This window comes from Psychrobacter sp. ANT_H56B, from assembly GCF_008369245.1.
Classification (GTDB): domain Bacteria; phylum Pseudomonadota; class Gammaproteobacteria; order Pseudomonadales; family Moraxellaceae; genus Psychrobacter; species Psychrobacter cryohalolentis.
On record NZ_VOBF01000002.1, the window covers coordinates 223,760 to 238,508 of the forward strand.

At 40.6% G+C, this 14,749-nt stretch carries 11 protein-coding genes; 9 read left to right on the forward strand and 2 right to left on the reverse strand.

What is annotated here, in order from left to right; all coding sequences use genetic code 11:
- Positions 1 to 173: 173 nt before the first annotated feature.
- From htpG to FQ082_RS03690, 8 genes are all read left to right on the forward strand, one after another.
- Complete coding sequence (gene htpG / locus FQ082_RS03655; protein ID WP_149492077.1) at positions 174 to 2,216, forward strand: molecular chaperone HtpG; 2,043 nt, start codon at positions 174 to 176, stop codon at positions 2,214 to 2,216.
- 335 nt (positions 2,217 to 2,551) lie between these two features.
- Positions 2,552 to 4,033 (forward strand): C13 family peptidase, encoded by a 1,482-nt coding sequence (locus tag FQ082_RS03660; protein WP_149492078.1) that lies wholly within the window; start codon positions 2,552 to 2,554, stop codon positions 4,031 to 4,033.
- Positions 4,034 to 4,117: 84 nt separating this feature from the next.
- A complete protein-coding gene (fghA, locus tag FQ082_RS03665) occupies positions 4,118 to 5,008 on the forward strand; it encodes an S-formylglutathione hydrolase (RefSeq protein WP_149492079.1) in 891 nt (296 codons plus the stop codon).
- A gap of 266 nt (positions 5,009 to 5,274) precedes the next feature.
- Positions 5,275 to 5,535: a TIGR03643 family protein gene (locus tag FQ082_RS13065; protein ID WP_223145341.1), complete on the forward strand. Its 261-nt coding sequence runs from the start codon at positions 5,275 to 5,277 to the stop codon at positions 5,533 to 5,535.
- A 152-nt stretch (positions 5,536 to 5,687) separates the two neighbouring features.
- Positions 5,688 to 6,377 carry a ribulose-phosphate 3-epimerase gene (gene rpe, locus FQ082_RS03675; protein ID WP_149492081.1) on the forward strand — a complete coding sequence of 230 codons (690 nt, stop codon included), beginning with the start codon at positions 5,688 to 5,690 and terminating at the stop codon, positions 6,375 to 6,377.
- A gap of 105 nt (positions 6,378 to 6,482) precedes the next feature.
- Positions 6,483 to 6,827: a hypothetical protein gene (locus FQ082_RS03680; protein ID WP_149492082.1), complete on the forward strand. Its 345-nt coding sequence runs from the start codon at positions 6,483 to 6,485 to the stop codon at positions 6,825 to 6,827.
- 121 nt (positions 6,828 to 6,948) lie between these two features.
- Entirely contained in the window at positions 6,949 to 7,260 is a 312-nt protein-coding gene (locus tag FQ082_RS03685) for a hypothetical protein (protein WP_011514310.1), read from the forward strand.
- A 201-nt stretch (positions 7,261 to 7,461) separates the two neighbouring features.
- Complete coding sequence (locus FQ082_RS03690) at positions 7,462 to 7,773, forward strand: hypothetical protein (protein ID WP_011514309.1); 312 nt, start codon at positions 7,462 to 7,464, stop codon at positions 7,771 to 7,773.
- A 122-nt stretch (positions 7,774 to 7,895) separates the two neighbouring features.
- Here the strand turns inward: FQ082_RS03690 and rpmG are convergent, their stop codons facing one another.
- Positions 7,896 to 8,051: a 50S ribosomal protein L33 gene (gene rpmG / locus FQ082_RS03695; RefSeq protein ID WP_010201403.1), complete on the reverse strand. Its 156-nt coding sequence runs from the start codon at positions 8,049 to 8,051 to the stop codon at positions 7,896 to 7,898.
- Between the two features lie 165 nt (positions 8,052 to 8,216).
- Positions 8,217 to 8,453 (reverse strand): 50S ribosomal protein L28, encoded by a 237-nt coding sequence (gene rpmB / locus FQ082_RS03700; protein WP_011280972.1) that lies wholly within the window; start codon positions 8,451 to 8,453, stop codon positions 8,217 to 8,219.
- Between the two features lie 484 nt (positions 8,454 to 8,937).
- Here rpmB and FQ082_RS03705 point away from each other — a divergent pair, with 484 nt between their 5' ends.
- Positions 8,938 to 14,652: an Ig-like domain-containing protein gene (locus tag FQ082_RS03705; protein WP_149492083.1), complete on the forward strand. Its 5,715-nt coding sequence runs from the start codon at positions 8,938 to 8,940 to the stop codon at positions 14,650 to 14,652.
- The last annotated feature ends 97 nt before the right edge of the window (positions 14,653 to 14,749 follow it).

Sequence of the window (14,749 nt, forward strand, 5' to 3'; positions counted from 1 at the left end):
CGGTGTTTTTTATTGAATCAAGCTTTTACGCTTGAAATTTTCTCCCGCGCCCCTATTAGTATAAACAGCTTAGCAGTGTTCAAAACGTAAGCTATCTAATATTCATTGAGTAAGTTTCGTTTGAGTACTGCTATCTTATAATAAGTTTTTAACATAAATTGAAGGAGTTTTTTATGAGTGAACAGAACCCAACAGACAATAAAAATGTTGATGACATTGTTGATGATATTAATGTTAATAAAGACACTGCTAATGACAGTGCCGCTAATGAAAGTAGCCCAGAATTAAAAAAACATACCTTTGAAGCAGAAGTAGCTCAATTATTGCATTTAGTGACGCATTCGCTTTACTCTAATTCTGATATCTTTGTGCGTGAGCTGGTTTCAAACGCCTCTGATGCCTGTGATAAATTGCGTTTTGAAGCGACCAATGATGACAGCCTTTATGAAGACGATGGTGAGCTAAAAATTCGTATCGCTGTCGATGAAGACGCCAAAACCATCACCTTTACCGACAACGGTATCGGGATGAATGAAGCCGATGCCATCGAAAACTTAGGCACAATTGCCAAATCTGGCACTAAAGCATTTTTAGACAAGCTGTCTGAATCACAGAAGCAAGATGGTCAGTTGATTGGTCAATTCGGGGTTGGCTTTTATTCGGGCTTTATCGTTGCCGATACGATCAGTGTTGAAACCCGCAAAGCTGGCGAACCTGCGGATAAAGGCGTACGCTGGGTATCAGATGGTACGGGTAGCTTTACCGTTGAGCCGATCACGAAAGCGACGCGTGGCACCGCCATTACTTTGCATTTAAAAGAGCAATATAGTGAGGGTGAAGACAGCTATTTAGACCGGGGAAAAATTAAGCAGTTGGTTAATAAATACTCAGACCATATCAGCTTGCCGATTCAGATGCGTAAAGAAGTTTGGCAAGAAGATGAGGTTGAAGAAGGAAGCGACACGCCTGCCAATGGTCAAATGGTCTTAACAGACGAATGGGAAACTATCAATAAAGCCAGTGCCTTATGGACACGTTCAGCCTCTGAGATTGAAGATGAAGAGTATATCGATTTTTATAAAAATATCACCTATGACATGGACGCGCCACTAGCATGGACGCATAACCGTGTCGAAGGTCGTGTTCAGTATACTCAGCTATTGTATATTCCTAAAAAAGCCCCTGTAGATTTGTACACTCGTGAGCAGCAGCATGGTCTAAAGCTTTATGTTAAGCGCGTCTTTATTATGGACGAGGCAGAGCAGCTGTTGCCAATGTACCTGCGTTTCGTTAAAGGTGTCATCGATTCAGCAGACTTGCCATTGAACGTGAGCCGCGAGCTATTACAAGAGTCGCGTGATGTGAAGTCTATCCGCGATGGTAACGCGCGTCGTATTTTGACTTTGCTTGCCAGTCTAGCCAACAGTGAAGACAGTGATAAGCAAGAAAAATTCGCGCAGTTCTACGCTGAATTTGGTGATGTTATCAAAGAAGGCGTTGGCGAAGACATGGGCAATCAAGAACGTATTGCCAAATTGTTGCGTTATGCAACCAGTACTCAGGATAGTGTGACGACCAGCTTTGAAGACTACAAAGCACGTATGAAAGACGGTCAAAAAGCCATTTATTATCTAACGGCTGACAATCTAGCGGCTGCTAAAAATAGCCCACAACTTGAGCTATTCAAAAAGAAAGGCATCGAAGTTATCTTGATGACCAGCCGTGTTGATGAGTGGGCGATGAATTTCTTGACCTCATTTGATGAGACACCGCTACAAAACATCGCTAAAGGTGCAGTTGATTTGGGCGACTTGCAAGACGAAGCTGAAAAAGCTGAAGCTGAAAAAGCGCAAGAAACCATGAAGCCAGTCGTTGATAAGCTAAAAACGGCGTTAGGCGAACGTGCCAAAGACGTTAAAGTATCGACGCGTTTGGTTGATAGTCCTGCTTGCTTAGTCGTTGGGGAAGGTGAGTTATCACCACAAATGATTCAGATGCTTAAGCAAATGGGTCAAGATGTGCCAGAAAGCAAGCCGACACTTGAGGTTAACCCTGATCATCCACTCATTAAAAAGCTTGAAAGTAGCGAGCAGTCAGCCGAAGATTTTGATAAATTGGCGCAAGTTATTTTTGACCAAGCATTACTAGCAGATGGCGGTCAGTTAGATGATCCAGCCGCTTATCTCAGACGTGTTAATGAGTTATTAATGAGATAATGTTCAAGGTTTGATAGAAGGTTTTGATAAAAAAGGAGGTCTTAAATTTAAGACCTCCTTTTTTGATGGGTTTTTAAGCGAATTTTACAATTCAGCCTTATGCTCTTGACCAACAATCCGTTACAATCGCGATAGATTAGCGAGCTAAAATATTAGTCAATAATATTAATGTGCGCTATCCGTCTCTTATATTCATTTCATAGTGAATTAAATATAAAATTGATATCCCTATGCCATGTAAAAAAATTAAATGAAAGACAGTAAACGGCATGGATATCAAAATATTTTATCATTGATTTGTTTTATTTCTCTCGACTGGCTAGAGGTCTAAGTCTTTGTCACTTGCGTCGTTAAAAACCGTCTCACTGCAGCGCTTTTCGCTCAATTTCGCTGCCAATATTATTGCAACCTTGTGGATGCTAGTAGGCTCAACACGGGCATTCTCTTGGGTTAAACCTACCTTTGTTCAGTTCGCTGTATTTGCGCTATTGGCTTTGGGTAGTAACGTCCTATTTTCTTGGTTAGCCGCTCCAGACGGCAGTATATTCAATGAGCAAGGATTGGTAAGCTATCTCATATGGCCGATGATTATTCTGCTTGGCGGCATTATTCTGGCACGGCGCGCAGGCAATCAAGCACTGGTTTTTGTGCCTGTCGTACTGTGGTTGGTTGCTGATACTTTATCTGCTCTATTACAAAGCTTAGTACAGTTTTTAGGTAGCTATAGCTGGTTGCCCGATTGGAGTTATTCGTTTTTACCAACGCTATTTTTGGTGCTGTTTTTATGGCAGACCTTGGCATTGTTATGGATATTTTCTCGTCGCCTGCGTATACCGTGGTGGGAGCGGATCATCGTCATCATCGGTGCTGTTGCACTATTGACGATATGGCAGCGTAACGTCGCTGACCAGCCCATATTTAAGCAGATACCCGTAGAGCCAGTATTAGAAGAAGCCGCCTTATATGAGCAGCCGCGTTTATTACAAGAGGCGCTGGCTCGTATAGATCCTAGTATACCGGGCAAAAGTGATTGGTACTTTATGGGTGTGGCGGGATTCTCTGATCAAAACGTCTTCCGCTCTGAGATTAATAAAGTACGTGAGCTGTTTGATGTGCGTTTTGGTACTAGCGGGCATTCATTGACACTGATTAATAATAACTACACTTGGCTAGATGAGCCAATTGCCACCAAAACCAGTATTTTACGCGGCTTAAAAAGAATTGGTCAGCAGATGAACGCTGATGAAGACGTGCTGTTTATGACACTATCATCGCATGGCGATCAGGATTTTATCCATTTATCTAATCCGCCCCTTGCGATGGATAATCTGGATGCGACATGGCTGCGAGAGTCGTTAGATGCCTCAGGTATTCGCTGGCGGGTCATCGTGGTATCGGCTTGTTATTCAGGTTCTTTTATTGATGAATTGGCGTCACCGACGACAGTGGTGATTACCGCTTCGGCAACAGACAAGATGTCATTTGGCTGTACCAATAGTGCTGAGATGACCTATTTTGGGCAAGCATTTTTTGCTGAAAGCTTAAGAGAAAACACCAGTTTTTCTGCTGCCTTTAAAGACGCCGCTTATCGAGTAAAAGAGCGTGAGCTTTATATGGGTTTTGAGCCATCAGAGCCGCAAATGGTGATCGGTAGTTTGATGGAAACGGCGTTGCCAGCATTTGAGCAAGTGTTATTTGATAAAACACGACCGCCGCTTGCTAGCATTACAGGTACTTCGAATGCGACAACGACTATCAATATTTCACCGGATACGGGCGCAGACTCAGTTGTAGATGATAAGAACACAGCGAACTGATTTTTATCCCATTTTTAATCAGATGCTTTTTTAAATAAGCCTCTGTTTTCAACTATTTTATCTTAGCTAAAAAGGATAATGCTTATGAATAATTCTTATAACCACAGTCTCTCAGCCAGCACCCAGCTTACGCAAAAAAGTGTCAATCGCTGTTTTGATGGTGAGCAGCGTTATTACAGTCATCAATCAGCGGCTACCAAGACGCCGATGACCTTTAGTATTTATCTGCCTGATGAGGCACTAGCAGGGCAGCGTTGTCCGGCGATTTTATATTTATCAGGTCTCACTTGTAATGCGGATAATGTGACACACAAAGCGCATTTTCAACAAAAATGTAGCGAACTTGGTATGATATTTATCGCGCCAGATACCTCTCCTAGAAGTAGTGAAGGTAATGAGGTAGCAAATGATGAGCGTTATTTTGTTGGTCAAGGCGCAAGCTACTATGTCGATGCGACGCAAGCACCTTGGGCTGAACATTTCAATATGCAAAGTTATATCGTTGATGAGCTATATGATTTATTACGCTCAGAATTTCCGATTCATAGTATTGGTATCACGGGTCACTCGATGGGCGGTCACGGTGCCTTATTATTAGGCTTTAAATTCCCAAGCAAGTTTGTCAGTGTGTCAGCTTTATCACCTGTGTGCGCCGCTAGTGAGTCGGCATGGGGTCAAGCAGCTTATACAGAGTATTTTGGTGATGACAAGAGCTTGTGGGCGCAAGCAGACGCTTCTCAGATGATTGAACAAGTCGGTCAGCAATACTCAAGCATCTTGGTTGACCAAGGCGCTGCCGACGAATTTTTAGCCGATGGTCAATTACAAACCTCAAAGTTACAACAAGCCTGTACAAAGGCCAAGCAGCCATTAACATTGCGCTATCAAGCTGGTCACGACCATAGCTATTATTTTATTCAAACAGTGATCAATGACCATATTGAGCATCACTGGCGTATGGCACAGCTTAGCTAAAATTTGCTCTCATATTGTTCGTTATAGTGTTTCAGATTTAAAAGGTCATACCTATGGCAAGTTATCAAGACTTAAGTACCGTTACTGTCGATACTCCATCAGTAGAGGATAATTCTGTTGCTACTAAAGCTACGCTTGCCACCATGCAAGCGGATATGGATGCTGCTTTAAAGAATAAACAGCGAGACCTTACCAGTACCAATTTAAATAATCCTCAAAATCATGCAGTCAAATCAAGCCCAGTTATCGCCGCTTCTATCAATGATATGACTGTTCATGCCCTCGATGAGTTACAAGTGTCGCGCGTGATAGAAATGGCATGGGAGGACAGGACACCGTTTGAGGCGATAGAGCATAGCTATGGTCTCAATGAGTCCGGCGTCATTACACTTATGCGTCAGGTGCTAAAACCGTCCTCGTTTCGCTTATGGCGTCAACGTGTGAGCAATCGCGCTACCAAGCATGAAGCGATGCGAGGTTTTACGGTAGGTCGTGCTTATTGCAAAACCCAATATAAACCGCGCTAATTGTCTGCATGTGCTGAGCGTAGCTATAATATCGATACTCAGTACCCATTATAGACTCTGATTATCCGTTATAATAGACATACGTATTATTCGTGCTATGCATACATCTATATATTAAATCCTTAGTCAAATATCCATTAGGTAGCTCAATTATGATCAGTCCCTCTAAGCCGTATCTAATCGCCCCTTCTATATTATCTGCTGACTTTGCCAAATTAGGCGAAGAGGTAGAACGTGTATTGGCGTCTGGTGCTGATGTCATCCATTTTGATGTGATGGACAACCATTATGTACCCAATTTGACGTTTGGTAGCATGATTTGTAAAGCACTGCGTGATTATGGGATTAATGCACCAATTGACGTGCATCTAATGGTTAGCCCTGTTGATAGTATGATTGAGCAGTTCTTGGAGGCAGGTGCCAGCATCATCACATTTCATCCGGAAGCAAGCTCGCATATCGATCGTTCTTTACAGTTGATTAAAGATGGCGGCGCTGAGTGTGGTTTGGTATTGAATCCAGCAACACCATTGCATTATTTAGACTATGTCATGGATAAAGTGGATCAGGTCCTACTGATGAGTGTCAATCCTGGCTACGGTGGTCAGTCATTTATTGAAGGGACGCTAGAAAAGGTTCGCCAAGTACGTCAGCGTATCATTACTAGCGGTCGTGATATTAGATTAGAAGTAGATGGCGGTATCAAAGCCAGTAATATCCGCGCCATTGCTGAAGCAGGTGCTGATATGTTCGTCGCCGGTTCAGCGATATTTAATCAAGAAGATTATAAAGCAGCAATCGATGCCATGCGTGCAGAGCTTGCCTTGGCAAATGGGGAGTAACGCCCCATATAGTAAGTTATATACTATTAAATAGTAAAGTTACCTATTATTAATAGCCGCTGTATGACTGATTATATTAAGCGACACGTCAGCTAAAGGTAAAATATGAATATGCAAAATGCAAAACATCGAGCCGAGTCCCAGCAAGCCTCACAATCACGTAGCTTAGTACCCAAAGGTATTACTATTGGCTTAGCCATGTTCGCCCTTGTTCTGAGTCTAGCAGGTTATGGCTTTCGCTTAATGGTTGGTGAAGATGCTGGTGAAGTATTACGCCATGCGGCGGTGATCGTACCCGCATTTATACTAGGCATTCCCCTTTTGTTTTGGCTAGGTTCACGCCTACTTAACAAGGTTAAAGATATGCATATAGAGAGCTGGAATGCCATTAGTTTGGGGTATTTGACATCTTGTATCTCAATGCTGTGGTTAATGGGTACTTATAGTTAAGTTTTTACTAGTAGAGATAAAGCTCCTTAATAAAGATAACATTGTAATATTTTTATAAGTTGTTTTTTGATACACTTTTTCACCGTTAAGTCATGCTCTATAAGCTTGACTGGAATTCTACATGAGAATCATACCGACCAGTATTGCCAATATCATTTATCCAAAAGACCTACCAAATGGTTTATTCACCAGCTTAATTATTGCCTGCCTGCTGCTAGGACTGTCTTCACTTCGTCATGGAACTGATTTGCAAGGTTGGCTACACGTCTTTGAAAACTGGCTGCTCATGTTATTGATACTACCAACCGCGACTGCGACAGTAGCGTTACCGTTCAAATATCGTGATCCGACATTAGAGTTAAAGCTCATGTACTATCTCGGTATGTTTGTTGCTTTCTTATTTACCCTAGCAAAACTGCGTTACTGGCGTTAAACGCTGTTAATTTCTATAAAACTAAGACTAACGAACCTGAGTTGTGCAAAAGACTTATAGAACAGCTCTTGAATTATAGCGCCAAAGCGTCCATTGTATAAATAAGATAGTTTTGCCCGCATGACTGTAAGACAGTAGCTTTAGTAAGTGGAATCAGCGCGTTTTTTACAGGTATAAATCGGGATAATAAGGATACAATGAATGCCATACGATATCGATAATGAGATTGAAGTAGATAATGACAGTACCGATCAGTTTGCAGGGTTTGCCAAAGAGACAACCCTTGAGCTGGTAGAAGCAGACGATGGCAAATTGCTCTTACGTGATGCTGAACAAGATGATGCGCCGCTGATGACCATTGATTTTTCTGATAAGTTAAAAGAGATATTAGGTAGTGATACCCAAGCGATTGGGCAGCATATGATTCATGCTGCAATCCAAGTGATTATGCAAAAGCAGATGAGTCAATGGCATGCACATGTCTATGACAAAGAGCCGACGCACTATAGTTAATGATGTATAAATCAATAGCAAATAGATAAATAGTAGTCAGTCTAAATAACGACAATAAAAAAGGGTTTATCAATTGATAAACCCTTTTTTTGTTCAAATAAAACCATTTATAAAAATAGAGATTATTTGATTTTTGCTTCTTTAAAGATCACATGCTGGCGTACTTTTGGATCAAACTTTTTGATTTCCATTTTGCCAGGCATAGTGCGCTTGTTTTTGGTAGTGGTATAGTAATACCCAGTACCAGCTGTTGATACTAATTTAATTTTATCTCTCATGATGGCTTTCCTGTAAATGAGCGGTCTTAAATCGATAGGTATGGGTCTAAAGTATTAAGTTGCTGTAGATAGTATCCAGTCATAAATATATGAGCTGGTAAATATTCAGCATAACAGCAGCCTAAATAGCGATATTTATCGATAGATTAGACTGCCAATATTTACTTAAACTTTTTGACCTTGTGCGCGTAGATCTACTAGCACTTTATCGATACCCAATTTGTCAATGATGCGCATACCTTTGGTAGACACACGTAGACGTACAAAACGATTTTCAGACTCTACCCAAAAACGATGGTTGTGAAGGTTTGGTAGAAAGCGACGACGGGTTTTGTTGTTTGCGTGCGAAACATTATTACCCACCATAGGGCGCTTTCCAGTCACTTGGCAAACTCTAGACATGGCGAACTCCTAATCTATGAGGTATGAGTTTTTCTCATACCAGTCTGGGCAAGTTGCACGTATTTGCGGCATGGACACAGCAAGCGGCAGCTTTGCACCAAACAAAACTATATGAAGGTTGAGCTGATTTACTGTCATCTAAAGGCAAATAACAGGCAAACCAAATCAGAAAATTTTAAAGCCGACATTTATACCATAAAAGTAATGAATACTCAAATATTTTTGTGATAGTTGTTGGTTTAAAGGGTAGCTATTATACCCTGAAATGAGCGCTCTATGTTATTGATTATTTAATAATAAGGATTCACTTTTTGGTTGTAAGTTATGACAAAAGTCAGTAAAGTCTCAGTTATATATTTAATACAATCTGTTAATACTACTGGCATTATTGTAAATGTATGTATCATTACCAATCCATTAGGATTCCGTGTAATGATTTTGCCTGTTTACTTATATAAATGATTGCCGTTGCGGAGTTCCAAACATGTCATACAGCTCATTACCATTCACTTTTAAGTTATTTCAGCTCACTACTTTAACTGGAGCCTTGGCATTAGCAGGTTGTGGTGGCGGTGATGGCACAGACATAATTGCGCCTGCACCTGATTTAGGTGTTAAGCCAGATACTGGTGGTGGTAATAATGGCGGTGGTAATGGCGGGGTACAGCCTCCAGTTATTGAACCGGATTTTTTTATCCAAAAACTTAGCACAGCACCTACCATTATTGAGTTATCAGATGAAGAAGCTATCTTTACAGTTACTGTCAAAGCTGCTGAAGTGGGCTCTGGTGGGGCAATGGTTGGTAAAGCAGTCAGCTTACAAGTAAAAAACTCTGAAACCAATGGTATTACGATCGAAGGTCAAAGTGTACAAACTACCGATAATGATGGTAATGCTGTTTATAAGCTTAAGTTAAATCCAAATGCAGTTACTGATAAGGCTGCCCTGATTGAAAGTGGCTTTACATTAGTAGCAAGTGCTAAGAAAGCTGATGGTACTGCTATCGCACCACAAGAACTAAAAGTTTCTGTAAATAGAAAAGGCAGCGGTGATGGCACGCAGGTAATAGTGAGCAAGCTTAGTGTGAAGACTAACATCAAGACGAGCTCTGTCTCTAATGGTATTTTAAATCCTTTTGGTGATACAGGCTCATTTAGTGTTGAAGTCCAAGATGAAAAAGGTACTTTGACTCCTGATGTAACAGTAGGTTTAGGGATTATACCTTTAGAAGGCGTATCTATTAGTCCTTCTAATCAAGTAACTGATAGTAAAGGTATTGTAAATTTCAATATCAAAATAGATGAGAATCTATCAGAAACTGCACGCGAAAACCTGTTAAAAGGTATTACTTATACTCTTAATATTCGAGAAAAGAGTGGGGCAAGCAAAAGCGTCACTAATAGCTTAAAAGTAGGGTTGCCTGTTTCTGACTATAATTTAAAGGTTACAGGAAATTCAAATAAACTTAGTGCTTATGGTGATAAACAAAGTCTTACGATCACGGCTGCTGCTATTAGTGCAGCTGTTCCTACCAAAATTGAAGGCGCTAAAGTCGTTTTTAAACTGAATAATGCTCCTACGGGTGTAAGCTTAGCAAGTAATCAGTTGACTCTAGATGGTAAAGGTCAAGCAGTTGTTACTTTGTCTCTAGCACCAGGATTAAGTGACGTTGTGCGAAAGGAGCTTGCAGAAAACGGCATTAGCTATACTGCTACTCTGTCAGAACCTAATCATTCCGTGACAGCCAAAACATTTGAAAGCTCAGTTGAAATACCGCTCGCACAGAATATTGTTAGTTTCGAAGGGAGTGATAAGAAACAAATCTCAAGCTCTGGTGGTAGTGCAGTTATTAGCTTTAGGGTAAATAACCAAAATGGTGGAGCAGTAGCCAATCAATTAGTTTCAGCAACTCTACCAACTGCCTTGACAAGTAAAGGCTTACTAACTATTGATGGGAGTACTGAACAGACTACTAATGACAAAGGTGTTGTAAGCTATGTAGTACGTGTGCCTGCAGGACTAAGTGAAGCACAGAAAGCAGCATTAGAACAGGCTAGTAATTTTGTATTAGCTGTAAAAGCAGTTGAAGCTTCTGGTGCTAGTAGTATGGCGAGTAGCAGTCTAATTGTTATTGGTTCAGAGATTGGTCAAAGTGAGATTACGTTAACGGCCCAAAGCATTCCTACTACTGTAAATATCTTAGAAAACCAATTTAAATTGCAAATTGCCGCCAAACGTAAAAATGGTAGCGCTGCAGATGGCAGAACGGTAAAACTGGTTCTAAATGAAGATTCGAGTACTGGTGTTACTATTCAAGGTAATCAGCAAACTACTAATAGTAGTGGTGTAGCAGAATTCAATATTGGTATTAGCCAAAGTCTAACCCAAGCCCAACGTGATCAACTTATCAAGACAGGCATTGGTTATACTGCTATCGTAACTGATCAAGATGGGACTCAGTCTAAAATTATTCAAACTATTAAGGTAGAGCAACCGTTAAGCGCCATCCAATTTGCATCTATTGAAACACCAACTATTAGCGAGCTTGGGGGTAAAGGCACCATTAGTGTCAAGCTATCGAACAAAGATAAGCAATTACCTGTTACAGGACAAGCAATTGCTATCCAGTTAGGTAAAGTGGCGATTGACTATGGCGTTACCATTAATGCAGTATCGGCAATAACTGATTTTAATGGTGAGACAACCTTTATAGTTAGTATTCCTAATACACTAACAGCGGAAGAGCGGGCGAAGCTTAAGCTTACTGGTATTAACTATCAGCTTTCCTATGTCGAAAAAGGCATTACCTACTCTGAAATCGGCAAAGTTAATATTTCAACTCCCAAAGTTGACTTAAATATTCTTAATGCAACTAATAACATTGACAATCAAGCTGGCTACATTCTTAACAACGTAGGTAGTAATGTTACGATACAAGCCCAGCTTAATAACCAGTCAACTGATGAGCAAATAGCCAATCAGCCAGTCAAATTAATATTTGAAAACAAATCACTAGCAAGTCTTCTAATAGTAAATGAGCAAAATGGTTCGTCAAATATTATTGCTACTACAGATAAAAATGGTTTAGTTAACTTTAATGTTGTCGTCCCAAGCAATTTAACCGATGCGCAAAAAGAAGCGCTTAGCAAGGAAGTTTTAACTGCTACCTTGACCGAGACGTTAACAGGTAAGCAGCAGCAAGTTAAAATCAAAGTACAGTCTATGACTGCTGCAATCTCTTTGATTGCTAAACAGACAAACCCACTGAATCTAAATGGTGGAGAAACTCAAATTGAAGTGACTGTTGCAGACAAATCAGTAGAGCCAAAAGTTGTTGCAGGCCAAAAAGTATTCTTGGCGCTGCCAGCAGCTATTGCCAGCCAAGGCGTTACACTAGTATCAGGTAATAGTCAAACTACTGATAATTCAGGTAAAGCTATTTTTACTGTCGCTGTACCTAACAACTTAACTGATGCACAGAAAGCAGATATTGCAAAAAATGCCAACAGCTTTTCTATTGGATTATCAGCAGCTGATGCTAATGGTAATATAGTAACCCAAGCCAGTTCAGTGACTACAGTGACCCCAGATCCAAGTGGTACTAAGGAAAGTCTTAGTATTGGTGCAAATAAAGTTGTCAATACCAAAGGTGATACATTTAAGGTATTCGTTCGTTTAGAAAATAAAGATGGTGCTATTGCTAATCGTGCTGTTCGTTTAAATGTAGACGATCCAATAAAAACTGGGGTTAGCGTTTCTAATGGCACTGTTAACACTAATAGCGACGGCGTAGCAACTTTTGACCTTAAGCTTGAAGCCGGTGCGAATGTTAACCAAGCTATATTAAAAGCAGGTATTCGTTTAACAGCAACCACGACGACCGTAGAAAATATCAAGTTAGAGCAAAACTATATCGTTGCTGTAGATAACGCAACAATCGATAGTTATCAGCTCATAGCATCTTCTGATAAATCTACCTTAAATACTGGTGGTGACCAAACGAATGCTATCTTCCGTGTGACTGATAGCAGTGGTGGCATACTAGTAGGGGTGCCTGTACAATTTAGTATTGAGAATCTAGAAGCAAGCGGCGCAGCTTTAACGACTCCAAGTATGGTAACGACAGATGCTAATGGTCAGATCGATGTTGGTGTTATCTTAGCGGCCAATACGGTCAATGCTCGTCTAAATCATAGTGTAGTGATTAATGCTAAAATCGTCACGCCACAGTACGATGCAGATGGTAAAGTCAGTATGCAAATACGTGAAGAAAAATCTCTCAGCTTGTCAGCGGTAGGTACTGAAATTACCCTTGCTGCTACAGAGACTAAGCTGAAAGATGGTGGACTAACTACTATTAGTACCACTCTGGTAGATGGCGCTGGACGTGCTATTGCCAATGCTGGTATGGAATTGATAGGTGAAGACGGTAATATTATAGCCACTACTGCTACGGCGATTACCGGTGCAGATGGTAAAGCGAGCTTCAATATCAGTGAGGATACCTTATCGTTTGATAGTAATGGCAACCTACGTGTGTATGCCCGTGCCTTCGGTGAAAATAAGGTAAATAATCAACGTAGCTTAAACAGTATTGATTTGGTCAAAGTCTCACAAGCAGGCATCAGTTTTATTGACGTTAAAAACGTTTATGATGTTAATACACCACAGGTCATAAATATCCAGATACGTCGTGATACAGCGGTACAAGCGGAAGGTCTGATTGGTAAGCAAGTCGAAGTGCAAACGACGCTTGGTGAATTTGCAGATGGTAGTGCTGCTAGCAACAAAGTTATTGTTACAAAAACCATTGACGCCGCTAATATAAATGGCAATATTATTACGATACCAGTTACTTTAACATCGCAGCTTGCTGGCATTACTGCTTTACAAGCGACCATATTGGGCGATACATTGCCAAATGGTGAACCACGTTATAGAACTACTGTTGATACGCGATTCCGAGCTACCACCCCTGCTAGAATGCTATTCCAAGCAGTCAGATCTGTTATTACTCCAGGTGGTAGCACTGAAGTTATTGCTACGGTCAAAGATAAAAATGATGTACCGGTAGAAGGGCAAACGGTGGTATTTAGTCGCGCCTCAGACTCATCGGCAGGTCGCTTATCTGCTGCCACAGCAGTAACAAACAGTAGAGGTGAGGCACGAGTTATTTATCAGGCTAATGCTAGCTCTCCTATTGGTGGCGTGATTATTAATGCACGTTTATTAGAAGACAATGTAGGTATTGGTATCAAGACTGCTAATATCACCGTCTCAGAAGAAGCGGTATATACTACTTTGGCATTCAGTAATAAATTATCATCTGATGATATCTATTATACGATACGTGGCTCAATATCTGTCATGGATGGCTCAGGACGTGCTGTACCGAATCAGGAAGTTTCGGTTAAGTCTTATGCTACTGAATACGCACAAGGAAAATATTGTTTATTGGATAGTACCGTAACTTATCAAGCGGCTGACATTAAGGAGTTTGATGAGAATGGTAAGCTCATTAGTGTGACAACGCCTGAACCAAGATCTTTCTCTGAGAAGACTCCAGTACCTCTAAAGTCTGGATGGTATCCTACAGAAGATGCAAACTATAATTATACTCTAGATAAAGATACTGACATTATCCTGAATGAAGATAAAAATGCTAATGGTACACTGGAAGCGATTAACCCAGTCGCTATTATTGGTGGAACATTATCGGATGACAGTTATACCTTTGTTACTAACAATGAAGGTCGCGCTGATTTTGAGATTCGCTACCCATTGCGCTACTCGAACTGGGTAAAAGTGCGCTTTGACGCTTCTACTGTCTTAAATGGTAGTGAGAATACCCAAAGTATCAATTATCAGTTACCAACTTCAGTAGATGATTTATCAGTAAATGGGTCAACTCTGATAACTCCTTGGATTAATAATACTAGCCCATTTGGTGATGGTGGAGCGACTTGTACCAATAGTATGAGTGTAACTATTAATGAGAATACATCGCGTACTAGAGTTGCTTTATCACCTTATTCTCCAAATTACAGCGTTTCTATTAATGGTGAGACTTCAGCCAACGCACCAACTGCAGGCTTTAATTCTTATATTATAGATTTTAGTAAAGCATTTGAACTAGGTTCAACTGTTAATGTAAGTAACAATGGATTCGGTTTTTCTAAAACCCTAAAAGTTGAATAAAAGCGTAGTAATTTTTTAATTAGCATTTTACAACTCCCCAACCCTCGCGTTGGGGGTTTTTGTATTTATAATCTCAATAATTAAATACAACCAACTC